This window comes from Aeromonas sp. PI_26, from assembly GCF_027854445.1.
Classification (GTDB): domain Bacteria; phylum Pseudomonadota; class Gammaproteobacteria; order Enterobacterales; family Aeromonadaceae; genus Aeromonas; species Aeromonas veronii.
In genome coordinates, this window is record NZ_JAJNOE010000015.1 from 1 (window position 1) to 24,536 (window position 24,536).

At 60.5% G+C, this 24,536-nt stretch carries 24 protein-coding genes and 1 pseudogene; 14 read left to right on the top strand and 11 right to left on the bottom strand.

All coding sequences use genetic code 11. From position 1 onward, the window contains the following. Positions 1–1,029, top strand: a pseudogene (locus tag LRL22_RS15315) (IS3 family transposase); the annotation flags it as partial. Positions 1,030–1,101: 72 nt separating this feature from the next. On the opposite strand, the gene pmbA reads toward LRL22_RS15315, so the two are convergent. Next, positions 1,102–2,445, bottom strand: coding sequence for a metalloprotease PmbA (gene pmbA / locus LRL22_RS15320; RefSeq protein ID WP_040068810.1), 1,344 nt, complete (start codon positions 2,443–2,445; stop codon positions 1,102–1,104). Positions 2,446–2,559: 114 nt separating this feature from the next. On the opposite strand from pmbA, the gene yjgA reads away from it, so the two are divergent. After that, the gene (gene yjgA, locus LRL22_RS15325; protein WP_005336359.1) at positions 2,560–3,084 is read left to right on the top strand and encodes a ribosome biogenesis factor YjgA; all 525 of its coding nucleotides are present in this window, start codon (positions 2,560–2,562) and stop codon (positions 3,082–3,084) included. A 396-nt stretch (positions 3,085–3,480) separates the two neighbouring features. Then, the gene (locus tag LRL22_RS15330) at positions 3,481–4,263 is read left to right on the top strand and encodes a gamma-glutamyl-gamma-aminobutyrate hydrolase family protein (protein ID WP_270905765.1); all 783 of its coding nucleotides are present in this window, start codon (positions 3,481–3,483) and stop codon (positions 4,261–4,263) included. Positions 4,264–4,275: 12 nt separating this feature from the next. Here LRL22_RS15330 and LRL22_RS15335 read toward each other — a convergent pair whose 3' ends face one another. Next, entirely contained in the window at positions 4,276–4,659 is a 384-nt protein-coding gene (locus LRL22_RS15335) for a hypothetical protein (protein ID WP_042053586.1), read from the bottom strand. Between the two features lie 145 nt (positions 4,660–4,804). Between LRL22_RS15335 and LRL22_RS15340 the strand changes: the two genes are divergently transcribed. Both LRL22_RS15340 and LRL22_RS15345 read left to right on the top strand, forming a co-directional pair. Next, entirely contained in the window at positions 4,805–6,331 is a 1,527-nt protein-coding gene (locus tag LRL22_RS15340; RefSeq protein ID WP_043821866.1) for a cyclic nucleotide-binding domain-containing protein, read from the top strand. Between the two features lie 45 nt (positions 6,332–6,376). After that, positions 6,377–6,775 carry an STY0301 family protein gene (locus LRL22_RS15345; RefSeq protein ID WP_270905766.1) on the top strand — a complete coding sequence of 133 codons (399 nt, stop codon included), beginning with the start codon at positions 6,377–6,379 and terminating at the stop codon, positions 6,773–6,775. 76 nt (positions 6,776–6,851) lie between these two features. Here the strand turns inward: LRL22_RS15345 and LRL22_RS15350 are convergent, their stop codons facing one another. The 6 genes from LRL22_RS15350 to lptM form a co-directional block, all read right to left on the bottom strand. Then, on the bottom strand, positions 6,852–7,562 hold the full coding sequence (locus tag LRL22_RS15350; protein WP_270905767.1) for an HAD-IA family hydrolase: 711 nt from the start codon (positions 7,560–7,562) through the stop codon (positions 6,852–6,854). 33 nt (positions 7,563–7,595) lie between these two features. Then, positions 7,596–8,573 carry a tyrosine recombinase XerC gene (xerC, locus tag LRL22_RS15355; RefSeq protein ID WP_100652483.1) on the bottom strand — a complete coding sequence of 326 codons (978 nt, stop codon included), beginning with the start codon at positions 8,571–8,573 and terminating at the stop codon, positions 7,596–7,598. Continuing rightward, the gene (locus LRL22_RS15360; RefSeq protein ID WP_270905768.1) at positions 8,566–9,246 is read right to left on the bottom strand and encodes a DUF484 family protein; all 681 of its coding nucleotides are present in this window, start codon (positions 9,244–9,246) and stop codon (positions 8,566–8,568) included. Before LRL22_RS15360 ends, xerC begins: the two co-directional genes overlap by 8 nt. Before the next feature lie 91 nt (positions 9,247–9,337). Next, a complete protein-coding gene (gene dapF, locus LRL22_RS15365) occupies positions 9,338–10,168 on the bottom strand; it encodes a diaminopimelate epimerase (RefSeq protein ID WP_005336371.1) in 831 nt (276 codons plus the stop codon). A 164-nt stretch (positions 10,169–10,332) separates the two neighbouring features. Further along, positions 10,333–11,583 carry a diaminopimelate decarboxylase gene (lysA, locus tag LRL22_RS15370; protein ID WP_075112955.1) on the bottom strand — a complete coding sequence of 417 codons (1,251 nt, stop codon included), beginning with the start codon at positions 11,581–11,583 and terminating at the stop codon, positions 10,333–10,335. A 32-nt stretch (positions 11,584–11,615) separates the two neighbouring features. Further along, positions 11,616–11,792 (bottom strand): LPS translocon maturation chaperone LptM, encoded by a 177-nt coding sequence (lptM, locus tag LRL22_RS15375; protein ID WP_270905769.1) that lies wholly within the window; start codon positions 11,790–11,792, stop codon positions 11,616–11,618. A 73-nt stretch (positions 11,793–11,865) separates the two neighbouring features. On the opposite strand from lptM, the gene cyaY reads away from it, so the two are divergent. Together cyaY and LRL22_RS15385 are read left to right on the top strand one after the other, a co-directional pair. Continuing rightward, positions 11,866–12,180, top strand: coding sequence for an iron donor protein CyaY (gene cyaY, locus LRL22_RS15380; protein ID WP_106843461.1), 315 nt, complete (start codon positions 11,866–11,868; stop codon positions 12,178–12,180). Further along, positions 12,177–12,830 (top strand): alpha/beta hydrolase, encoded by a 654-nt coding sequence (locus LRL22_RS15385; RefSeq protein WP_270905770.1) that lies wholly within the window; start codon positions 12,177–12,179, stop codon positions 12,828–12,830. Before cyaY ends, LRL22_RS15385 begins: the two co-directional genes overlap by 4 nt. A gap of 64 nt (positions 12,831–12,894) precedes the next feature. Here LRL22_RS15385 and LRL22_RS15390 read toward each other — a convergent pair whose 3' ends face one another. Then, complete coding sequence (locus LRL22_RS15390) at positions 12,895–15,414, bottom strand: class I adenylate cyclase (RefSeq protein WP_270905771.1); 2,520 nt, start codon at positions 15,412–15,414, stop codon at positions 12,895–12,897. Positions 15,415–15,737: 323 nt separating this feature from the next. On the opposite strand from LRL22_RS15390, the gene hemC reads away from it, so the two are divergent. Genes hemC through LRL22_RS15410 form a run of 4 tightly spaced genes read left to right on the top strand, consistent with a single transcriptional unit; the run spans position 15,738 to position 19,618 of the window. Beyond that, positions 15,738–16,667 (top strand): hydroxymethylbilane synthase, encoded by a 930-nt coding sequence (gene hemC, locus LRL22_RS15395; protein WP_139740585.1) that lies wholly within the window; start codon positions 15,738–15,740, stop codon positions 16,665–16,667. Beyond that, the gene (locus LRL22_RS15400; RefSeq protein ID WP_270905772.1) at positions 16,664–17,398 is read left to right on the top strand and encodes a uroporphyrinogen-III synthase; all 735 of its coding nucleotides are present in this window, start codon (positions 16,664–16,666) and stop codon (positions 17,396–17,398) included. Before hemC ends, LRL22_RS15400 begins: the two co-directional genes overlap by 4 nt. Further along, positions 17,395–18,444 carry a uroporphyrinogen-III C-methyltransferase gene (locus LRL22_RS15405; RefSeq protein WP_005336380.1) on the top strand — a complete coding sequence of 350 codons (1,050 nt, stop codon included), beginning with the start codon at positions 17,395–17,397 and terminating at the stop codon, positions 18,442–18,444. Before LRL22_RS15400 ends, LRL22_RS15405 begins: the two co-directional genes overlap by 4 nt. 10 nt (positions 18,445–18,454) lie before the next feature. Beyond that, positions 18,455–19,618, top strand: a complete 1,164-nt coding sequence (locus LRL22_RS15410; RefSeq protein WP_100646922.1) for a heme biosynthesis HemY N-terminal domain-containing protein — start codon at positions 18,455–18,457, stop codon at positions 19,616–19,618. 70 nt (positions 19,619–19,688) lie between these two features. On the opposite strand, the gene LRL22_RS15415 is transcribed toward LRL22_RS15410, so the two are convergent. Continuing rightward, positions 19,689–19,940 carry a YkgJ family cysteine cluster protein gene (locus LRL22_RS15415; RefSeq protein ID WP_005336384.1) on the bottom strand — a complete coding sequence of 84 codons (252 nt, stop codon included), beginning with the start codon at positions 19,938–19,940 and terminating at the stop codon, positions 19,689–19,691. Between the two features lie 134 nt (positions 19,941–20,074). Then, positions 20,075–21,085, bottom strand: coding sequence for a class II fructose-bisphosphatase (glpX, locus tag LRL22_RS15420; protein ID WP_270905773.1), 1,011 nt, complete (start codon positions 21,083–21,085; stop codon positions 20,075–20,077). 221 nt (positions 21,086–21,306) lie between these two features. Between glpX and LRL22_RS15425 the strand changes: the two genes are divergently transcribed. From LRL22_RS15425 to LRL22_RS15435, 3 genes are all read left to right on the top strand, one after another. Next, complete coding sequence (locus LRL22_RS15425; RefSeq protein ID WP_270905774.1) at positions 21,307–22,362, top strand: porin; 1,056 nt, start codon at positions 21,307–21,309, stop codon at positions 22,360–22,362. A 120-nt stretch (positions 22,363–22,482) separates the two neighbouring features. Continuing rightward, the gene (locus tag LRL22_RS15430; protein WP_270905775.1) at positions 22,483–23,403 is read left to right on the top strand and encodes an ABC transporter substrate-binding protein; all 921 of its coding nucleotides are present in this window, start codon (positions 22,483–22,485) and stop codon (positions 23,401–23,403) included. 33 nt (positions 23,404–23,436) lie between these two features. Then, entirely contained in the window at positions 23,437–24,315 is an 879-nt protein-coding gene (locus LRL22_RS15435) for a DMT family transporter (RefSeq protein ID WP_336296653.1), read from the top strand. Positions 24,316–24,536: the final 221 nt, after the last annotated feature.

Sequence of the window (24,536 nt, forward strand, 5' to 3'; positions counted from 1 at the left end):
ACGCGCCGGCAGGAGTATCACCATGCCTGACCCCGACAACCAGACGCCCGAACAGCGCATCAAGGAACTCGAGCAACAGCTGGCACTGATGAGCCAGAAGGCCCAGTTTTTTGAGGCCGTCGTCGATGTACTGAAGAATGACTACGGCGTCTCCATCGTAAAAAAGCGACCCGGCAAGTCATCTCGCAGCGGCACGTCGAAAGGCTGACCATTGTCAGGGCTTGCCTGTTTCTGGGGATAAGCCGGCAGGCTTACTACAAGCGCAATCGGGTCGCCGACGAGCGCCATGCACAAGGGCTACAGGTGGTGCGCTTCGTGCGTCAGGTTCGACTGCGACAACCGCGGGTGGGCACTCGCAAGCTGCATTATCTGCTGCAGGGTCAGGATGATGGCGGGCTCAAGGTAGGGCGGGACAGGCTGTTTCAGATATTGGCCGAGCACCGCTTGCTGGTGCAGCCCAGGCGGGCGTATCACAAGACCACCCACAGTTTTCACCGTTTCTACCGTCATCCCAACTTGCTCAAGGCGGGGCCAGAGCAGGTCACACCGGTAGCACCGGAGCAGGTCTGGGTCGCTGATATCACCTATCTGCCAGCCAGGAGCGGGCCGCTGTACCTGAGCCTGGTGACGGATGCGTACTCACGCAAGATAGTAGGCCACCACGTACACGAAGGAATGCACGCGGAGTCGGTGGCGATGGCGTTCAAGAAAGCGCTGAAGCAACGACGTGGCGGCGGTGAGCTCATCCATCACTCTGACCGCGGCGTGCAGTATTGCTCGGGACTGTATCAGTCATTACATGAACGGTACGGGGTGAAATGCTCGATGACGGATGGGTATGACTGTTACCAGAATGCGTTGGCGGAGCGGGTGAACGGGATTTTGAAAGGAGAGTTATTGCTACAAAGCCCGCAGGATTTAACGCAAGCGCGGGAAATGGTGCGTGAAGCAGTGGATATTTACAACGAGGAGCGGCCGCATCATGCGTTGAAATACAGAACCCCCGATGCGGTACATCGGGGGTTCTGAGAAGAGAAATGCTAGTTGAAAATGTGTAAACCTATTTCAGGACTAGACATTTCGGTTCTGTTGAAACCGGGATCAGTGACCCGCCAGCTTCATATTCTCTACCAGCACCGAGCCGGTCTTGAGACTGGAGCGCTCATCCTCGTCACGACCCACCGCCACGATATGGCTGAACATCTCGGCCAGATTGCCGGCGATGGTGATCTCCTCGACCGGATAGGCTATCTCGCCATTCTCGACCCAGAAACCGGCAGCGCCGCGGGAGTAGTCGCCATTGACGATATTGACCCCCTGCCCCATCAGCTCGGTCACCAGCAGACCGGTGCCCATCTCTTTCAGCATGCCCTGAAAATCCTGGCCGGTATTGGAGACCTGCCAGTTGTGGATGCCACCGGCGTGCCCCGTGGTGGTCAGCCCCAGCTTGCGCGCAGAGTAGGAAGTCAGCAGCCAACTCATCAGCTCGCCGTTACGGATGATATCCATGTCACGGGTACGCACCCCTTCCCCATCGAACGGGGTACTGGCGAGCCCGCCCAGCAGGTGGGGGAACTCCTGAATAGTGAGCCACTCGGGCAGGATCTGCTTGCCCAATTTGTCGAGCAGGAAGCTCGACTTGCGATAGAGGTTGCCGCCGCTGATGGCCATCACCAGATGGCCCCACAGGCCGGAGGCAGTGTCTGGGTGGAACAGCACAGGGGCATGGCGGGTAGAGATCTTGCGGGCGCCGAGACGGGAGACGGTACGCTCAACGGCTTCGTCGGCAATGCGCTGCGGGCTCCAGAGCCCATCGAGGGTACGGCTGGAGGAGTAGCCGTAATCACGCTGCATATCGCCATCCTGCTCGCCGATCAGCACGCAGCTCAGTGAGTTGCGCGACGCCGCATAACCTTTGACGAAGCCGTGGCTGTTGCCATAGACCTTGATGCCAAGATGGCTGGAGAAACCGGCACCGTCGGAGTGTTTGATGCGGGCATCGCGACCAAGCGCCAGCCGCTCGCACTCGATGGCCAGCTCGATCCCGCGCTGGGGATCCAATTCGATTTGGTGGCACAGTTGCAGATCGGGGGCATCCCAGGCCAGCAGCTCGGCGTCCGCCAGACCGGCGCAATCATCCGCCGAGGTGTGGCGGGCAATCTCGATGGCCGCTTCAACGGCGGCACGAATGGCGGGTTTGCTCAGATCGGTGGTCGAGGAAGATCCCTTGCAACCATCGCGATAGACGGCGATGCCGAGGGCGCCATCCTTATTGAATTCAATGCTTTCCAGTTCACAACCCCGGGTGTTCACCGACAACCCGGTCTGCTTGCTGATGGAGACTTCGGCCAGCGAGGCGCCCAGTCCTTTGGCTATCTCCAGGGCTTCGGCAACCACGGCCTCGAGATGGGCTTGATCCTGGCGGATTTGGTCTTGCTGATCCATAACTCACATCTGTATGAAAGAAGGAAAGGGGGGTAAGCATATCAGACCCCTGCGCCCAGCGGGAGAAGCTGGTAACATATCCGCCAAACGTGAATGACAGGAATCAAGAGACCGATGAGTCAATATCAAGACGACAACGAGTTCGAAGACTGGGGCCCCAGCAAGAGCCAGCTCAAGCGCGATGCCGAAGCATTGCAGAAAATGGGGGAAGAGATCGTCTCCCTCAGCCACAGCGAACTGGAAAAAATCCCGTTGGATGAAGAGCTTGCAGAAGCTGTCGAGCTGGGTCGCAAACTCAAGCCGAAGAAGGATGAGTCCTTCCGTCGCCATCTGCAGTTCATCGGCCGCCTGATGCGCAGCCGCGATATCGAGCCGATTGCCGAAGCGCTCTCCATCATCAAGAACCGTCACTCCACCGTGAATGCCCGCCTGCATCGGCTGGAGCAGTGGCGCGAGCGCCTGATCACCGAAGGTGACAGCGCCCTCAACGAGCTGATGTCCCAGTTCCACGAGCTGGATCGCCAAAAGCTGCGCCAGCTGATCCGCTCCGCCAACAAGGAGCGGGAGCTGAACAAGCCGCCGGTCGCCTACCGCGAGATGTACCAGTATCTGCGCGGCGAGATCGAAGACCTGCTGTGATCCACGAAACACGCCTCCCCTTGCGGAGGCGTGCTTCTATTGATGCCTTTTCCTCTCCATATCCCCCGCCATCCCTGCGCGTTTAATATATCCACCATTTTGCTACCCCAACCATAACGGCTCATCTCAACAGCCCCGTTAAATCGCAGCTTCAGAGCAGTTCAAGACAAATCCGTTAACAACTTTGCATCATTTTGTTTGACATATTGAACGGCCTTGGCAGACTGAAGAGAGGATCCATGCCGTCGCTGCCCAGGCTGACCAACGATTCTGCCACCCGGCCCGACGCGGGATCCCATGACCATGCCTTGAGGCATGCCCTTGCCCTGACGGTTTGCAAGGGCCTGCCCAAGGCGAAGGATGAGACTTCAACGCCAAGGATAATCAAGGTGCCCTATGCCAAATCCCCTGCTTCCCGCTCCCCGTAAACCTGTCGTACTGATGACCATGGGCGCCCAGCCCCGCAACGGCCACGCCTATCAGGTGATGACCCACAAATACATCATGCCGCTGGTGGAGATAAGCGGCTGCGTCCCGCTGCTGGTGCCCACCTGCTGCGGCACCACCGATCTGGAGCAGTATCTGGATCTCGCCGATGGGGTCTATCTGAGCGGAGCCGGTTCCAATATCGATCCAGCCCTCTACGGTCAGGAGAACCTCACCCCGGAGAAACAGCAGGACAGGGATCGCGACCTGTTCGATCTGCCCCTCATCAAGGGAGCGCTCGCCCGTGGCTTGCCGATCCTAGGTATCTGCCGCGGCATGCAGGAGATCAATGTGGCGCTGGGGGGAGACATCCATCAGAAGGTCTATAACGAGCCGGGTTATGACGATCACCGGGAGGATGCCGACGATCCGGTCGACGAGCAGTATGGGCCGAGCCATCAGATCAAACTGCTGCCCGGCAGCTGGTTTGCCGAACTGATGGGGGAAGAACAGATTCCGGTCAACTCCCTGCATGGGCAGGGCATCAACCGGTTGGGGAAGGGTCTGAAGCCGTTGGCCCACGCCGAAGATGGGCTGATAGAGGCACTTCATGCTCCCGCACTGTCACCCTTTTTGCTGGCAGTGCAGTGGCATCCGGAGTGGAAAGCCAATGAAAACCCCCACTCCATCAAGATCTTTCAAGCCTTTGGCGATGCCTGCCGCCAACGCTGTGCATTGATGGCAGCGAGGTAATCCCTCATCGATTCAGTCGCCAAACCCGCGCGCCTTGAGCTTGGGCAGTCCGCCCCGCTCGGGGCGCAGCGTACGGCAGATATCCATCCCTTTGAGCCCGCGCTGGATATGGTCAGGCGAATGGCCAAACACCATGCCGTTGCTGCGGTAGAGGTTGTTGTCATCCAGCTCGAACTTCTCGCCGCCGATCAGCAACTGCTCGCGGCCATTGACCGTATCACCCCGCTTGATGGGCACCTTCATGTCGCTCAGCACCTCGCCGGTGGCACACCCCTCGCGCCAGCGCGCCTCGCTGGAGAAGGGGGTAATGACTATTTCACGCCAGGAGCCATCCCGGAATTCGACCCGATACTTCTCGGCCAGCAGGTCGCAGCCAGCCAATGGCAACAGGGCCATCAAACAGATGATTTTCTTTGAAAATTTCACTCAATCGCACTCCTTTGCCCGGTTCTGCACAGGATAAATAAATTGCCGCCCCAACGCACCATTTCCCCGCGCCGCAGCAGCTATGCTGGAAATAAAACCACAATAAGGTGCTGCTATGGCTGGCGAAAACCTCACCGCGCTACCGACGCTGATCTGGATTGGCGAACACCCGTTCTGGACCTTGCTCACCCTCTCCCTGATGCTGATCCACTTCTGGCGCCGTCCGGGACAGCGACGGGAGCTGCTCTCCGAGCTCAGTTTCGTGATGATTAGCGCGGTGGTAATCCTGCTGATCCAGCTGGAAGGGGGCTGGTTCAAACTGCCGCTGCCCCATCAATTGCTGATCGAGATCTCCACCCTCTTGGCCGGCCTGATACTGGTCAAGATATGGGGGATCCTGCTGTTCGAGTTTCTGCTCCCCCTCTGCCATGTGCGGATCCCGCGGATCATCGCCGATATCGTCATCACCATCGGCTATATCGGCTGGGGTCTGTTTCGTCTCTACGCCTCCGGCATGGCGCTCGGGGAGATAGTCACTACCTCCGCGGTAATCACTGCGGTCATCGCCTTCGCCATGCAGGACACCCTGGGCAACCTGCTGGCCGGGGTCTCCATTCAGCTCGACAACTCCATCGCCATCGGTGACTGGCTGCAAGTCGACACCACCCAGGGCCGGGTGGTAGAGATCAACTGGCGTGCCACCACCATCGAGACCCGCAACTGGGAGACAGTCGTCATCCCCAACAGCCACCTGCTCAAACAGCGCTTCACCGTGCTCGGGCGCCGCCGTGGCGAACCCTTGCAGTGGCGGCGCTGGGTCTGGTTCGATCTGACCCTGGATACCCTGCCGACCCAGATCATCGCGCTGATCGAGAAATCCCTGCGGGAGACCAAGCTCCCCTGCGTCGCCAAGCATCCGCAACCGGACTGCCTGTTGATGAATGTCGAGGGTGGGATTGCCCGCTATGCAGTGCGCTACTGGCTGACCGACCTGGCTCGCGACGATCCGACCGACTCCATGGTGCGCAGCCTGATCGATGCCGCCCTGCGCCGCAACGATCGCCGCCTCACCCCGCCGATCTTCAACGTCTTTATGGCCAAGGAGAAGCAGCATCTGGATGCCCGCCACAAGCGCCACACCGCCGAACGAACCGATACCCTGCGCAAGCTGCCACTGTTTGCCATGTTGCAAGAGAACGAGCTGCTCCAGCTGGCCGATCAGGTGAAGTTCGCCCCCTTCGTCAGCGGCGACATCATGCTGGAGCAGGGGGATGTCTCCAGCTGGCTGTTCGTGCTGGTCAAAGGGGAAGCCGAGATGGTGGTCAATGTCGAAGGGCGAGAGCTGAAGCTTGGTACGCTCAACGCGGGAGACTTTTTTGGTGAACTGAGCCTGCTCACCGGCGAGCCCAGCTCCTTCACGGTACGGGCGGTGGCCACCGTCGAAACCTATCGCATCAATCAGGCAATGTTTCAGGAGTTGGTGATGCAGCGCGAGGCGCTGGTCGAGCCCCTCTACCGGGTGCTGAGCGACCGCCAGCAGGAGCAGCAGGCGCTGCTGGAGCGGGAAGCGGAAGCCATGAAACAACCACCACAACAGCTTGATCTTCTTGATAAACTGATGAAGCTGTTCGGTGGAAGATGACGTAGCATGGCACGAGATTGAGGACGTGAAGAGAGAACCGCAGCCATGTTACTGACAACCCTGGCCCTTGCCGCCAGCCTGCAATTTGATTGTCCCGCCACCATCGAGACTCGCCAGAAGCTGCTGACCCCGCAGCAGGGCTGGCAGGCGTTCACCCGCAATGACGATGGCAAACCGGACGAAACCCTCAGCCATCGGCTCGATAATCTGGCCCTGTTCGACGGAGATCCTGCCGAACTGGCCCAGCTAAAACCGGATAATGGCGACAGCGACGAGATCCACTACTGGAGCCAGCTCGATAGCAGCCTGCGCCCGCTCTATCTGGTCTGCCGCTATCAGAACAGCGCCATCACCCTGCAGCAGGCGCTGCCCGCCGGCATCAGTTACTGCCGCGTCAACCAGCGCGACCGCTACACCCTGCTCGGGTTGGTTTGCCGCAAATAGCGGGCGTAACCCCTTGCCATATATCGCTATTCGCTGACAGCCATTACCGCCTGAGCCGAGCCTCCCGCCAGCGCCATCAGAGCAGCAGTTCGGCCAGCTCCTCCAGTGCCGTCAGCTCCACGTCCGGCAACAGTTGCAGCTGTTGCCACGGTTGCTGCCGCTCGTTGAGCCAGGCAGCGCGAAAGCCGTGCAAGCGGGCACCCAGCACATCGGTCTCGGGATGATCCCCCACATGGAGGATCCGCTCTGCTGGCAGCTTGAGGGCACTGCGGGTCTGCTCAAACATATCCGGCGCCGGTTTCATTCTGGCGCACGCCCCCGCCTTGCAGACCAGCGTGAAGTAGCGATCCAGCCCTGCCTGCGCCAGATCCAGATTACCGTTGGTGATGACCACCAGCGGGTAGCGTTCGGCCAATCTGGCCAGCAGCTGATGAGTGGACTCGCTCACCTCGATCTTCGAGCGCTCTGCCAGAAACGCAGCAAACACCTGCTCCGCCTCGCGGCTGGCCTGCTGGTCGGCCATCCCCCCCTCGACCATGGCGGCGCGGATGGTCTGCTGGCGCGCCAGACTGACATCGTGGCGCAGCTCGGGGGAACCGTTCAGCACACTGCGCTTGAGTTCCAGCCAGCGTGGCTTGTCGAGCATGGCGGTGGCCAGATATTCGCTGCGCAGATGGCTCAGCATCCACTGCTCGGCCCGCACGATGGCGGGACCGTTGTCATAGAGGGTGTCATCGAGGTCAAACGAGATGGCAGCAACCGGCTGCCAGCGGCGATAGAAGTGCATGGACTCTCCTCTGCAACGGGGGCTCATGGCCCGTTATTCATCGTCCTGCGCATCCGGGTCACGCTTGGCCCTGGGGTGGGCGCTGTCGTAAACCTTGGCCAGATGCTGGAAGTCGAGGTGGGTATAGATCTGGGTGGTAGAGAGGTCGGCATGTCCCAGCAGCTCCTGTACCGCCCGCAGATCGCCGGAGGACTCCAGCATATGGGTGGCGAAGCTGTGGCGCAGCTTGTGGGGATGGACGTGGGCGTTGAGCGCCTGCTTGTTGCCCCAGCCATCGAGGCGGGCTTGCACCGAGCGGGCCGACAGCCGCTGCTTGCGGCTGGAGACAAACAGCGCCTCGCTCTCATCCCCGGCCAGCAGCGGGCGCACCTTGAGCCACTTCTGCAGCCACTCGACCGCCATCCGGCCGATGGGCAGCACCCGCTCCCGCGAGCCCTTGCCGGTAACCTTGAGCTGACGGTCGTCAAGCTTCAGATCCACCAGATTGATCCCCACCAGCTCGGCGAGACGCAGCCCTGAAGAGTACATCAGCTCCATGATGGCGCGATCCCGCACCGCCAGCGGATCCTGCTCGTCGGTGATGTTGAGCAGCTGGTGCATCTCGTCCACATCGAGGTTTTTCGGCAGCGGCCGCCCCTGTTTGGGGGTGACGATGCCACGGGCCGGATTGGCGGTCAGCCGCCCCTGCCGCACCTGCCAGTCGCAAAAGCTGCGCAGGGCCGAGACCTTGGTGGAAAGGGAACGAGGAGCAAGGCCCCCCTTGTGCATCCGGGTCACCAGAGTGCGCACCTGACTCGCCTCGAGCCGACCCCAGTCAGTGAGCCCGAGGGCCACCAGCTCGGCGGTCATCGCCTCCAGATGGGCTTGATAGTTATTGCGGGTATGAGGGCTGAGCTGACGCTCGACCCTCAGGTATTCGATAAAGGCCGCCAGCTCGTCCGCCAGTGCCGCGGGCAATGGCGGTGCGATGACGGGTGCTTTGGCAGGCGCCCTGGCCGGTGTTCTAGCCATGAGTCAACTCGGGCAGACGCAGTTGCAGCAGGCGCCCCAGTTGGCCCAGCAGCAGGGTGTCGTTGTGGGGAGTAAAGTGGCCGGGATCCGAGCTGGCGAAGGCCAGCACGCCGAGATCGCCGAGCCGCATCAGGGCCACCGAGTTGACCAGCACATCGTGGCCAAACAGTGCCTGCTTCTCGCTCTGGCTCAGGCGGCCAAAGTAGTAATCCTGCCTCGGCAGACGCTGACCCAGCAGGGATTCGAGCTGCTTGCCCTGTGCCAGAAAACGCTGCTCGGGCCCGCTCAGGGTAAACTTCTTGGGGTTGAGCCAGAGCCGCAGCCCGGTCAGGCGCAGCCGCTGGACAAAGGCCTTGCCCATCACGGCACTCACCTCGAACAGGGTCTGGCAACCGTACAGCTCGCCGTAGAGATCGGCATAGACCCGAAAGATCCGCTCGTTCTCGCTGGCGATCCCCATCAATTCGGTGATCTCCTGCTCCAGCTGTTCGATCCGCTCGCGCTGACGCTCCAGCTGACGTTCGACCAGCGAGACCGACCCTTTGCGTTCATGGGGAATGCGGATCCGGTCCAGCACGGCGGCATGGCGTTGGAAAAACTCGGGATAACGGGCCAGGTACTCCAGCACAGTGGCTTCATCCACCGATTGCTCCTGCCGTTTGAGTTCGCTCATAAATTGGTTGATCCATCAGAGAAATGGGGCTCGCTGCCCCGACATCATGGGCAAAGGGGGCCAACGCCCCCCGTACCTGAACCTTTATCGGCTAAACCTCTATCTGGCCGTCAAACACATGCTCGGCGGGACCTGTCATATAGACCGGCTGGCCCGGCCCCTTCCAGGCGATGGTCAGCTTGCCGCCCGGCAGACTGACGGTGACCCGCTCCTTGAGCTTGCCCTGACTGATGCCAATCACCGCCGCCGCACAGGCACCGGTGCCGCAGGCCAGGGTCTCGCCACAGCCCCGTTCGAACACCCGTAGCTTGATCTCGGTGGCATTGACCATCTCCATGAAACCGACGTTGACCCGCTCGGGAAAACGCTCGTGGCGCTCCATGATGGCACCGAGCGTCTCGACCGGCGCATCGGCGACCGAAGGCACCTCGATGACGCAGTGGGGATTGCCCATGGAGACCACGCCACACATCACGGTATGCTCCTGCGCCCGCAGCAGATAGGTTTTCTCTGCCTTCTGGGCCCGGAACGGGATCTTGCCCGGCTCAAACTGGGGAACCCCCATGTTGACCGTGACCTGATTCTCCCCCTCCAGCTGCAATACGATGCGACCCCGGGCGGTACTGACCGCGATGCGATCCCGGTTGATCAGCCCCTTGAGACGCACGAAACGGGCAAAACAGCGGGCGCCGTTGCCGCACTGCTCCACCTCGCTGCCATCGGCATTGAAAATGCGATAGTGAAAGTCGAGTTCAGGGTCATAGGGCGGCTCCACCAGCAGCAGCTGGTCAAAGCCGATCCCGAAGTGGCGATCTGCCAGCTTCTTGATGACGTCATTGCTGAAAAATACCTTCTGGGTGACGCCATCCACCACCATGAAGTCGTTGCCCAAGCCATGCATCTTGGAAAAATCTATCAACATCGTGCATTCCTGTGCTGTTAGGGCTGTAAAAATTCACCGAACCAAGGGTCGCCAAGCGCCATGAAGTCGTTGTCCAAAGCCCCATGCATCCTGGAACAATCTATCCACATCGTGCATTCCTGTGCTGTCAGGGCTGTAAAATTCTGTCATCTCTATCTACTGCATCAGGGCAGCAGGTGCTCACCGCGCCAGAGATCGGCCAACTGCTCACGCTCGCGGATCAGGTGCGCCTCGGCACCATCCACCAGCACTTCGGCTGCGCGCGGACGGGTGTTGTAGTTGGATGACATGGTAAAGCCGTAGGCACCGGCCGAACGCACCGCCAGCAGCGACCCCTCGGCAATCGCCAGGGTGCGCTCCTTGCCGAGGAAGTCACCGGTCTCGCACACTGGGCCCACCACGTCATAGAGCGCGGGAGCATGACCGGCGCGGCTATCCACCTCGATGATGTTCATCCAGGCGCCGTAGAGCGAGGGGCGCAGCATGTCGTTCATGCCGGCATCGATAAGCGCGAAGTTGCGGGTCTCGCCAGGTTTCAGGTACTCGACCCGGGTCAGCAGCACGCCGGCATTGGCGACGATGGCGCGGCCCGGCTCGAACAGCAGGGTCAGATCCCGGCCCGCCAGCTTCTGCTTCAGCGCTTCGGCATACTCGGTCGGATGGGGTGGCTGCTCGGAACCGTAGTTGACCCCAAGGCCGCCCCCCACGTCCAGATGATGGATATGAATGCCTTCTGCAGCCAGACCGTCGATCAGCCGCAGCAGCTTGTCAGCCGCTTCCATAAAGGGATTCAATTCAGTGAGTTGCGAGCCGATATGGCAATCCACCCCGACGATTTCGATGTTCGCCATGGCGGCCGCCTTGCGATAGATGGCTGGCGCCAGCTCGATGGGAATGCCGAACTTGTTCTGCTTGAGGCCAGTGGAGATATAGGGGTGAGTACCGGCATCGATATCCGGATTGACCCGTACCGAAACGCGAGCTTTCTTGCCCATGCTGCCCGCTACCCGATTGAGGCGCTCCAGCTCGGCTTCCGACTCCAGATTGAAGCAGAGGATCTCTTTATCCAGCGCGAGGCGCATCTCCGCTTCACTCTTGGCAACCCCAGAGAAGACCACTTTGCCCGGATCACCACCCGCCGCCAGCACCCGCGACAGCTCGCCACCGGAGACGATGTCAAACCCCGAGCCCAGACGGGCCAGCAGGTTGAGCAGCGCCAGATTGGAGTTGGCCTTCACGGCATAACAGATCAGATGGGGAATATCGCCAGCAGCCTTGTCGAAGGCGTGCCAGTGGCGCTCGAGGGTCGCACGGGAGTAGACGTAAAGCGGGGTACCGTACTGCTCGGCAAGCTGTTGCAGCGAGGTTTGCTCGGCCTGAAGCTGGCCGTCGGCGTCGTAGTTAAAGTGATCCAAGGGGGCGGTTCCTTCCTAGAATGGGTGCGGCATTAGTGCGGCGCGGCCTCGGTGGCAGCCTCGGAGGTCGCAGGCGGTGCTGCTTGCGGTGTACTCTGGCTCTGTGGCTGCTCGGGGGGCGGCATATAGAGCGGCCCCTTCAGACCGCACGCGGCCAACCCGAGGGACAGAAGAGTGGCAATCAGACACTTGGTGAACTGGGTGATCATAATGGTTCGCTGCGAAAAAATTTTTGGCCCTCTATAATCGCACTCACATTGTTAAAAGCAACAGGATAAACCGATGAAGGATCACGAGTATCACGCCCTTACCGACGCCTTTTTCCAATATGTGGAAGACACTCTCGACGAGGGGTATCCGGATATCGACTGCGAACGCAACGGCGGCGTATTGACCCTCTCTTTCGAGAACAAGACCAAGGTCATCATCAACAAGCAGGAGCCACTGCACCAGATTTGGGTCGCCACCCGCGAGAACGGCTTCCACTTCGAACTGCAGGGTGACACCTGGATCGACAACCGCTTCGGCCACGAACTCAAGGCGCTGCTGAGCCAATCCTGCTCCGCCCAGGCAGGCGAAGAGGTGGTGTTCCCATGATTGACCTGCACCCGCAGGGCGCCCGTCATGCGGTGATCTGGCTGCACGGGCTGGGTGATTCCGGCGCCGGTCTCGCCCCGCTGGTGGACGCGCTGGACCTGCCCGCCGAGCTACCGGTGCGTCACCTGCTGCCGGATGCCCCCGAGCGCCCCATCACCATCAACATGGGCTACAAGATGCGCGGCTGGTACGACATCAAGAGCTTCGAGGATCCCGCCGAGCGGGCAGTTGAGTCCCATGTCCGTGAATCGGCCGACCAGATTGCCGCATTGCTCGATCAGCTGGTAGCCGACGGGTTTGCCCCCGAGCATATCGTGCTGGCAGGTTTCTCTCAGGGCGGGGTGATTGCCTCCTTCACCGCGCTGCGCTATCAGGCAACGCTGGCTGGCCTGCTCTGCATGTCCACCTATCTGGCCGCCCCCGACAAATTGCTCGGCGAGATGAGCAAGGCTGCTCGCACCCTGCCCATCTGCTATATGCACGGCATCTATGACGATGTGGTGAGCCTGTCGCTCGGTTGGGATGCCAAGAACCGGCTGGAAAGCGCCGGACTCGCCCCCGAGTGGCACGAGTACCCGATGCGTCACGAGATCTACCGTCCGCAGCTCGGCGACATTCGCAGCTGGCTGCTGGCTCGCCTCGGCGCCTGAGCAACCGCAATAGCAAACGGCCTGCATCTGCAGGCCGTTTTTTATGGCGATTCCAACTGACGGGTCAGCCCACTTCTCGAGCGGGCGGCACCTGTTCGCGCAGAGTGCCCTGACTGCGATAGGGGATCACATCCAGCTCGCCATTCACTTGTACTATCTCGTAGTACTGCGGCAGGTTGAAGTTGATGAACTGCCCATCATCGCTGAACCGCTCGTGATTGGAGGTGTAGAAGCGGTTGACCCCCGCCACCAGCTCATCCTTGTTGCCGGCAAAGTGCTGGTAGATCTCCACCCGGTTCGCCTCATCGAGGATATAGATGTTGGTGCCCGCATCACGGGTATCGAAGAAGAACTGCACCAACCCTTCGCTGGCGTAGGCATCGACGATGCTCGGCAGATGCTGGCTGTGGGTCTTGTCGAGCCGCAGCGGCAGGTGATCCAGCTTGTTGTGGGAGATGTGACGGTAAAAATCGATGGCGTTCTCCAGCTTCTTCACCGACACCCCTCGCCGCTCGAAGAAGATGCCGTACTTCTCCTTGCCGAGCGCCATGGTCTTGACCAGCTGCTGTTTGTCGCGGGCCAGGCGCAGGTCGATACACTCCGCCACCAGGGTCTGGAAGCGGGAGCGCACCAGAGAACGGAAGTGCTGGCTGTAGCAGAACACCTCGATCATCTCGGGGGCGGCAGCATCCTGATGCATCTTGCCGAGGATGGTGGTGAGGGCATCGACCACGGCTTCATCCCCCTGGAAGTGCAGGGTACGGATCTCGCTCCAGGAGTTGCGATAGACCAGATCCACCGAGCCGACCAGACACTCCTGATTGCGGCCGAACGAGAAGACATCCACGGTGTTAGCGTCAAATTCGATCACCTGACCTACCCAGTGACTGGTCGGGTCCATCTCTAGGTTGAGGAAGATGGAGAGCTGACGTATCTCGCACGGCCGACTGAGGGCTAGGTTGGTAGCGAGCGGGTACTTCTCGGGGAAGCAGCCGGAGAGATCGCGGCAGAACTGGTGCAGATTGTCGATGTGCAGATCCGAACCCTGATTGAACAGGTGCACCCGCGACTGGGGCGTCAACAGATCGTTGAAGTAGGCCCAGGAGACCAGCTTGCTGATGTAACCGTTGAACTCCAGCGGCGCGCGGCCAATGATGTCCACCGGCTCCAGCGAATGTTTGTAGAGATACCAGCCGGCGCGGTTGAGGCGACCGTGGGGCACCTGCACGAAGCTGAGATCCGGCTCGCTCAGATCCGGCGCGATCTTGAGGTTGATGCGCTGCACCTTGCCCGGCAGGCTCTCGAACGCGGCGTAGAGTTTGCGCGACAGAATGCCGATATCTTCCGGGTTGATCGACTCGCTGATGTTGTTGCGGCGAGCGAACTGGATCAGGTTGCGGTAGCTCTGCATCAGGGCTTCCAGCAGCTCGGCGTGAGCGATCTTCACCTCTTCGATCTTCCACTCGTGGCGATGATCGAGCTGATAGAGCTTGTCCTGACTCCAGCCCCAGTAGGAGACCAGCTGGCTCATCTGCTCGCGGCGCCACTCGGGGGAGTGATCATCCTTGGGATGACTGAGACCGTCACACACCTTGAGGTAGAAGCAGCGGCGCACCAGATCGAGCCGCGCCATGTCGCCGATGGACTTGAGGTAGTTGGTCACCTTGTCCAGCATCAGACAGTAGTTGTCGAGCCGGTAGTGCATCCCCTCGTTGTGCTGGAACCAGTCGCGACCAATCATCGACAGCAGGCGGGTATTGGGATACTCGTGCGAGTAGGCCTCCATCAGCACCGACTTGAGCACCGCTTTGTAGGGGGAGTCGATCCCCTTGTAGAGCTGCCACAGGGCGGAGCCGAAATACTCTTCGGCCGGAATACGGTCAAAACTGCCGAGATCGAGCCAGTCATCCTGCTTGAGCTTGCCGCTCTCGAACAGCCCGTTCACATACGCATCGTAGTGATCATCACACTCGGTGGGCACCAGATACCAGATCAAGCGTTTGCCCGCGATACGCATGGCACTGCGGTAGAACTCGTCGAGCAGCAGCAGGTGCTGGGCACTGCCGCAGCTCTCCCCCTGCATCTCGGCATCGTTGGTCTGGCGGAACTTGTCTTCCGGGATCAGGAAGAAGTTGAGATCGACCCCGCGCTGTTCGGCCCACTTGGAGAGTTGCTGGCATTTCAGCTCCAGCAGATCGAGCCGCTCCTGTGACAAACCGGCCACGTGGCAGACCCAGATATCGAGATCGGAGTGACAGCATTGACCGATGGAGGAGGTGCTGCCCATGGAGTAGAGCCCCTGAATAGCTCGATCATGGGTTGCCAGACCGCTCTGGCAGTTGGCGTTGCGGCAGAGGTCATCGATAAAGGCTTGCTGCTCGGCGGTGGCGCTGAAGCTCCAGATGCCATGAGGGACATCACCGGAGACATAACCGGGCAGCAGGGGATGATTGAAGTGCAGCATGACAGGCAGCAGTTGGAATACCTGCTGCCCATAGCGACTCATGAGGCCTAACGCCCGTTGCGTCTTGAGACGGGTAATGTCGTCATAACGCGCAACCAGCGTATCGATGTGTTCCTGCAATGCCCTGCCTATCACCTAAGTGAAAATGACGCACCAAAAGGGGGATACGTCAAAAAAGTGTGATCATGTTAACAATGCAAACAGCGGTGGTAAACAAGCCTTCAGCTAAACGTCAGATTATTTCTGGTATGACCACATCAAGTATCAGGGGAAATCATTAAATCACAATAAATTCAATGAATTAATCAACACACCTTGCTTAATGAAAATCATTTTCAGCATGCATTTTTGAGCTTGGCCCCGCTTTTGCCGGCTCCGCCATGAAAGCCCGGGCAAAGGGTGGTAATATCGATTTCCTTCTAAAAATGAAACAACTGATTGATATGGCAGCCCGAACCCTGAAAATTGCCACTCGCAAGAGCCCGCTGGCCCTGTGGCAGGCCAACTTTGTCAAAGACCGGCTCGAAGCCCTGCACCCGCAGTTGCAGGTCGAACTGGTGCCCATGAGCACTCAGGGTGACAAGATCCTCGATACTCCGCTGGCCAAGGTCGGTGGCAAGGGGTTGTTCGTCAAGGAGCTGGAGACCGCCATGCTGGAAGGGCGGGCCGACATCGCCGTTCACTCCATGAAAGATGTGCCGGTGGAGTTCCCCGAGGGGCTCGGCCTGCACACCATCTGCGAGCGGGAAGATCCCCGCGATGCCTTCGTCTCCAATCGTTTCAAGGCCATTGCCGAACTGCCGCAAGGGGCCGTGGTCGGCACCTCCAGCCTGCGCCGCCAGTGCCAGCTGCGCGCCGCCCGCCCGGATCTGGTGATCCGCGACCTGCGTGGCAACGTCAACACTCGCCTTGCCAAGCTGGATGCGGGTGAGTACGACGCCATCATCCTCGCCGCCGCCGGTCTGAAACGACTGGAGATGGCGCACCGCATCACCGCCTTTATCGAGCCGGAACAGAGTCTGCCCGCCAACGGTCAGGGGGCTGTCGGCATCGAATGCCGCCTCGACGATGTTGAGCTGCACGCCCTGCTGGCGCCGCTGGAGCACGCCGAGACCCGCGCCCGGGTGCTGACCGAGCGCGCCATGAATCGCGCCCTGCAGGGGGGATGTCAGGTGCCTATCGGAGCCTACGCACTGGTCGAAGGCGAGCAGATCTGGCTGCGTGGTCTGGTGGGTAGCCCGGATGGCAGCCAGGTGATCCGCGACGAGATCCGCGGCCCGCTGGCCGATGGTGAGGCCCTCGGCGAGCAGTTGGCCCAGCGCCTGCTGGCCGCCGGTGCCGACGAGATCCTCGCCGAGGTCTACCGCGCATGACCCCGCTGGTGGTGCGTCCGGCCGTTCAGGCCGCCGAGCTGGTGCAGTTGTTGCGCCAGCACGGCCATGCACCACTCTGCTGCCCACTGCTGGAAACCGTGGCGGGCAGCGAACTCCCTCTCCTGCCCGACCTGTTGCGCAGTGCCGACGCGGTTATCGCCGTCAGCATCCATGCCGTTCATTTTGCACACGATTTTCTGTTGCAAACTGGTCAGACCTGGCCACATATTGAGTACTTTGCGGTGGGTCAGGCCAGCGCAGATGCGTTTGCCGCCATCGGCATCACGGCAAGTTGCCCGGATGACCCGCGCAGCGAAGGGCTGCTGGCCCTGCCCGCCCTGCAGCAGATAGCAGGCAAACGGGTACTGATCCTGCGCGGCAATGGCGGGCGGGATCTCATTGCCAGCACGCTGGCCTCACGCGGTGCTCTGGTGCACTATTGTGCGGCCTATGAGCGCCACTACCCCGAGCTGGACGGGGACAGATTGACCCGCCACTGGCAGGCAGCGGGGCTGGACAGCCTGCTCATTACCAGTGGTGAACTGCTGCAACGGCTGCTGGAGCTGGTTCCCGACCACCAGCATCCCTGGCTTTTTGACCGCCTGTTGGTGGTCCCCAGCCCGCGCGTGGCCGAGATGGCCCACTCCGCGGGCTTTATCCATATCACGATTGCCCAAGGTGCATCCAACCAGGCCCTGACGGCCGCACTGGAACTGAGGAAGATGGAATGACAGAACAACAAGAATCCCAGGTAAAACCCCAGCCGACCGCTGCGGTCAATGGCAGCAAGAGCCGCTCCGGTGCCGTACTGGGAGGGGTTGCCATCCTGCTGGCCCTTGGCCTGACCGGCGGTCTCTATCTGCACGGTCACAAGAATGCCGTGGCCCAGCAGGCCGAACTGGCCCAGCTCAAGCAGCAGCTGGCGAGCGCCCTGAGCAAGATCGACCAGACCAGCAGCAAGGATGCCGAGCAGCTGGCCGCGCTGGATCAAACCCAGCAGCGGCTGCAGGGGGAGATGCAGGGTCTGCAGAACCGGGTACTGGATCTGAATGACAAGCGCCCCAACGACTGGATGCTGGCCGAATCCGAGTATCTGGTACGGATGGCGGGCCGCAAACTGTGGCTGGAGCATGACCTCGTCTCCGCCATCACCCTGCTCGGCAATGCCGATGAGCGGATTGCTGCCCTCAACGACCCCAGCCTGATGCCGATCCGCAAGGCGCTGGCCGAGGATATCGCCAAGCTCAAGGGGATGCCGCGCATCGACCGCGAGGGGCTGACCCTCAAGCTGGCTGCACTGTCCGACCAGATCGAGCTGCTGCCCCTCTCCACCGTCAGCATGCCGGAAGCCAAGGCCGAGCCGGATCAGGCGGTCAGCACCAATCCCGACGAGTGGGAGAGCAACCTGAAGAAGAACTGGGTCAAGTTCACCGAGAACTTCGTCACCATCCGTCGCCGCGATGGCGCGGTCGAGGCGCTGCTCTCGCCGCAGCAGGAGATCTTCCTGCGTGAAAACCTCAAGACCAAGCTGTTGCAGGCCCAGCTCTCCGTCTATCGCGAGCAGCAGGCGCTCTACGAAGACAGCCTGGACAAGGCCCAACGCTGGCTGACCCAGTATTTCGACACCGACAACAGCGCCACCCGCTACATGCAAGGCGAGATCGACAAGCTCAAGGGTGAGCAGATCCAGATCGACTATCCGGCCCAGTTCAAGACCCAGGCCATGCTGGAGCAGGTGCTAACCGAACGCCTGCAACGCATTCTGGCTAGCAGCTGAGGAGGGCACCATGATCCGTATAATCATTCTGGTCGCCGTGATGGTCGCAGGGCTGATCTTTGGCCCGCAAGCCTCCGGCAACAAGGGCTATGTGCTGATTGCCCTTGGCAATTACACCATCGAATCTTCCGTCACCAGCGCGGTGATCCTGGCCGTGCTGTTCTACGGCGCCCTGCTGATCGTCGAGTGGCTGCTGGGTCGGGTATTCGGCCTGCGCCGCAAGACCCTCGGCTGGTACGGCTCGCGCCGCCGCCGCAAGGCCAATCAACAGACCGTCGCCGCCACCTTGGCAATGGCCGAAGGGCACTACAGTCAGGCTGAAAAGCTGATGATCAAGGGGGCCAGCAACAGCGACACCCCGCTGCTCAACTACCTGAGCGCCGCCAAGGCGGCACAGGCCCGTGGTGACGACGCCCGCCGGGATCAATACCTGCAAAAAGCGCAGGAGGAGAATCCCAAAGCCGAGCTGGCGCTCACCCTGACCCAGACCCAGTTGCAGATCGAGCAGGGCCAGTACGATACCGCGCTGGCGATGCTGGAGTCGGTCTACGCCCTCAACCCGCGCCACCCCATGGTGCTGGATCAGCTGCGCCAGGTGCATCTGGCCCGTCAGGACTGGAGCGCCCTGTGCGACCTGATCCCGGCGCTGCACAAGGTGGGCAAACTGACCCCGAAACAGGAAGAAGATCTGCTGCAACAGGCCTGGTGTGGTCGCCTGCAACAGGCTGCCGGCAGCCTCGAGACCCTCAAGGCGGTGTGGCAGGATCTGCCGCGCAAACTGCGCCTCGAGCCAGAACTGCTGGCCTGCTACGGCGATCTGCTGCGCCAGCTGGGCGCCGATGGCGAGGCAGCCACCCTGTGGCAGGAGGCGCTGCGCAAACAGCCGATGCCCCAGTTGCTGGCTCGTCTGCCCAAGCTGAAACTCGACAGCTACCAGCCGCTGCTGGCGCTGCTGCAAAAACAGCAGGGGCAACCGGAGGTGGACACCGCACTGGCCCAGCTCTATCTGCTGGCAGGTCAACTGGACGATGCCCAGAAGCTGCTGGAGCAGGAGGTGGAGCGGGCGCCGAGCGCCGCCGCTTATCACGCTCTCGGCCAGCTGATGGACAAACGTCGCCTTACCAACAAGGCCAACGAGTACTATCGTCAGGCACTGGAACTGGCGGGGATCTGATCCCCGGCGAACAGAAACGCGAGAGGCCGCATGATGCGGCCTCTTTTTTTATCTCTTCGCCCTGCCCTCGTCAGGTGGTGAGCCGCTCCAGCTCGCCGATCAGCCAGATGGCCTCGGCACGGTGGCTGCCGCACACATCCATCATGGGGCGAAAACCGCCGCACACCGCCGGCCGCTCCGGTTGACCGAAGATCTTGCAGCCGAGGGCGCTATCGAGCTGGATACAGGGGACGCCAGCCGGTTTGCCATCTGGCATACCGGGAATGGCACTGCTGATACTGGGGGCGATGCAACAGGCAGCGCAGCCGCTACGACACTCCATAGACTCCACTCCTTTGGGACGGTCTGAGCCACCATAGCCGAAGCGGCGGCACAAACGTAGCTGGCGCACAACAAAAAGCCCGACCGCACGGGCGATCGGGCTTCAGACAACACTGCCGGTTCAGCGAGCCATCATCACAGGATGATATCGCGTACCACGCTGTCTTTGCGCTCCAGGTAATGGATCGACTTGATACGGCGAATGGTACGGGATTTACCACGGATCAACAGAGTCTCGGTGGTCGCCATCACGCCATCGCTGGTGATGCCATCCAGCAGATCACCCTTGGTGATGCCGGTGGCGGAGAAGATGACGTTGTCATTCTTCGCCATATCTTCCAGCTTGAGCACCTTGTTGACATCGATGCCCAGCGCTTCGCAGCGGGCAATTTCCTGCTCGCCCAGCGCACGCACTTCCGGGCTGTCGCCCTTGACGCGGTGACGAGGCACCAAACGGGCCTGCATGTCACCATCCATCGCGCGGATCACCGCCGCGGAGATCACCCCTTCCGGTGCGCCGCCGATGCCATACAGCATGTCGACTTCACTGTCCGGCAGACAGGTGAGGATGGAGGCGGCAACGTCACCATCAGGAATGGCGAACACCCGCACGCCCAGACCCTGCATCTCCTTGATTGCCTTGTCATGACGCGGCTTGGCCAGGGTAATGACGGTCAGACGGGAGAGCGGCTTGCCCAGCGCCTTGGCCACGGACTTCAGGTTCAGCTCGAGAGCCTGATCCAGGTCGATGGCGCCTTTGGCCTTGGGCCCGACGATCAGCTTTTCCATGTACATATCGGGCGCTTTCAGGAAAGAACCCTTGTCGCCCACCGCCAGCACCGCCAGCGCGTTGGCCTGACCCATGGCGGTCATGCGGGTACCCTCGATGGGATCGACCGCGATATCCACCGCGTCGCCGTGTCCGGTACCGACCTTCTCGCCGATATAGAGCATCGGCGCTTCATCAATTTCACCTTCGCCGATCACAATCTCACCATCGATCTCGATCTGGTTGAGAATGTGGCGCATGGCCGCTACGGCCGCCCCATCAGCGATATTCTTGTCACCACGTCCGAGCCACTTGTAGCCAGCCAGTGCAGCCGCTTCCGTCACTCGGGAAAACTCGATTGCCAGTTCACGTCTCATCGCATATCCAACCTATGGAGCTCGAAAACGGGCGGCATTCTACCACAAGGGCAAACCTTTGCGCACAAAAGTAGCCGCTGCGAGCAAGAATGTAGCCAATTCATCCAATTGCAACCCAATTGCCATCGACTCTTCATCCAACTGTCACCCCGCTGTCATCCCCGCTGCCTAGCATGACCCCGTTTTCAAAACAAAAGCTTGCAACACCACAAGGGATTAAGATGAAAAAGCTGACTGTAGTGGCACTGGCTCTCACCGCAGCCTTCCAGGCTCAAGCCGTTGAAGTGTACAAAAATGACACCTCCATGCTGGATCTCTATGGCCGTATCTACGCAGGCCACTTCTTTGGTGACAAGAAGGAACTGGATGCCAGCGGCAAACCGAAAAGCGAATACAGCGACAAGCAGGGTGCCAACCAGTTTGTCCGTTTCGGCGCCAAGGCCGAGACCCAGATCCAGAGCGGTCTGAAGGCTCTGGCTCAGTACGAAGTACAGATGTATATCAATGACAGCGAGAAGACCATCAGCGAGAACTCCGACAACCTGCGCACCCGTCTGGCGTTCGCCGGTGTCGGCGCTGACTGGGGCACCGTGACCTTCGGTCGCCAGAAGGGGGCCCCGGGTTTCCTGGCCGACTGGACTGATGTCTCCCTCTCCGACGGCTACGGCAACGACGCGCTGGGCGCCAAGACCGACACCTTCGCCACCAACCGCGCCGGTTCCGTACTGAAATACTCCGGTCTGTTCAATGGCTTCCAGCTCGACACCAGCTACAAGTTCGACGGTGGTGACACCGAAGAGACCACCAGCAAGGATAGCGACGCCGCCTACGGTGCTGCCGTGGCCTATACCTTCCCGTTCAACCTGTCTTTGGGTACCGCGTACAACGTTGGTATCCGCGACAAGAGCGGTGAAGAAGATGCCAAGCTGTGGCTGATCTCCGCCAAGTTCGACAACAAGGCCGCCTACGCCGCCCTGAGCTATGCCGATGGCAGTGACTTCCTGGCGACCGGCACCGATCACACCGGTTGGGAAGCCGCGCTGGGCTACAACTTCGAGAACGGCTTCGGTCTGATGGCCCTGTGGAACAAACAGGAGCAGGACAAGGCTGGCATCAAGAAAGACAACCTGGATTACTACACCCTGGGTGCCCAGTACAAATTCAACAAGAACCTGCGGGTGATTGGTGAATACCGTATCAACAATCTGGACAGCAAGGAGAGCGGCAAGCTCAACGTCAAGGATGACTTCCAGCTGGCTGCCCGCTACGACTTCTAATCGAGGTTTTGCGGATCCCCAAAGCGCGATGGCTTGCCATCGCGCTTTTTGCTGAGCGTCGTTCACGACCGGAGAAAGTGGCCTAGGCTCAACAGTAGATGTATCGCCGGAGAGATGATCATGGTCAGGCTGCTTTTCGTCCTGCTGTTGCTGCTGGCTCTTCCCGCTCACGCCCTCTCTATCGCCATGGTGCTGTGGCGCGGTGAAACCGCAGCCGAAGCGGGCTTTCGGGCAGAGCTGACACGCCTTGGCTATCAGGCCACCATCACCACCTATAACGCCGATCAGGATCGTACGGCGCTGGCAACCATGCTGCGCCAGCAGATGCTGCCGAAACTGGCCGAATACGACTACATCTACACTTTTGGCACCACCGCCACCACCATGACCAAGAGTCTGGTAGCAAACCGCAAGCCACTGATTTTCAATGTGGTTTCCGATCCGGTCGGGGCAGACATCTTCTCGGAAGACAAAGCCCAGAACAGCATGGTGGCTGGGGTGAGCAACATGGTGCCAATGGCGCTGCAACTGGCCAACGCCAGCGAGCACCTTGCCACCGGAAAACGGCTGCTGCTACCCTTCAACCCCCGTGAGCAGAACACCCTGCTGGTGGCCGATATGTTGCTCAATGAAGCGAAACGCTACCAGTGGCAGATGGTCACTTGGCGAATGGCCCCTGACCCACGGCGGCTGGACAACGAACTGAAGCGGCTGCAACAGGATGCCAAAAACGACATCGTCTTTCTGGCCGCAGACAGCTATCTGCTCTCCATCGCCCCCCGCCTGCTGAATGCGCTCAACGAAGCGGCCATCCCTACCATCTGCAGTGCCGAGCTGTTCGTCGAGCACGGCTGCAGCGTTGGCACCATCAGCAGCTACGAGGCGCTGGGCAAGATGGCCGCCGGGATCATCCACCGCCACCAGCAGGGAACAGCACTGCAGGATATTCCGCTGCAGACCGACCCCCATCCCAAACTGGTGCTGGGGCAACTGGGTAACGCCACCACGCAGGAGGCGAGCCCCGAAAAGCCGAAGCCTTGATAAAGATCTCGGCCAATCAGGCTCCGGGCGGGTATGCTGTTGACCCCCATCGCCCGAGAGCCCTTTCCCATGAGCACCACCGTCTTTTTTGCCGTTCTGCTGGCAGCCCTGCTTCACGCCAGCTGGAATGCGCTGGTCAAAATTGGCGAAGAGCGGCTGGTGGGCGTGTCACTGGTGGCGATCTTCTCAGGGCTTATCGCCGCCGTGGCGCTGCTACCCATGGGGCTTCCCTCTGCTGCCGAGCTGCCCTGGCTCGGCCTCTCAGTCCTGCTCCATATCGGTTACTGCCTGTTTCTCAGCCATGCCTACAATCAAGGCGATTTTGGCCAGATCTATCCGCTGGCCCGTGGCAGTGCCCCACTGCTCGCCATGGCGTTAAGTGCCATATTGCTGGGGGACTACCCCGGTTACGGCGGCATTGTCGGCGCCTGCGTGCTGATCATGGGGGTCTTGCTGATGGCCTGGCGAGGTGGGCAGCAGCGCCTTGACAGCAAAGCGGTTCGGGCGGCACTGATCACGGCCATGTTCACGGCGACCTATACCCTCTCGGATGGTGCCGGCGCCCGTGCAGGGGGTGAACCGGTACGCTACACCCTCTGGCTCTTTGCCTGCACCGAGCTGGCGATGCTGCTGGTGCTGATCGTCCACCAGAGGCGTAACGCCTGGCGCCAGATCCGTCGCCATGCGATGGCGGGAATAGCAGGAGGTGCCATGTCACTGCTCGCCTACGGGATTGTTATCTGGGCCATGACCCAAGCCCCCATTGGCGTGGTCGCGGCTCTGCGCGAAAGCAGTGTGCTGTTTGCCATGCTGCTCTCGGTCTGGCTGCTGAAAGAGCCGCTCGGGCGCATGCGGCTGACGGCGGCGGCCATTATCACCGGCGGCGTGCTGCTGACCCGGCTGGGAGGATAAGCGCTGTCGCCATTGGTGCAGATTTATCTGACAGGATGGCGTAATGCACTCCGCCAAATATGCCGAATACCAATAGTGGAAATAAGTGTCGGCCCGGGCGTAAATGTTTACATCCGCAACGTATCAATTAACTGGCAGGTCTGTTTATTTCAACCACAGCTTCATTCGGGAAACTTACCTGCCAAGCAGCATTAATGATAAAATCGTTCACAGTTAATTTT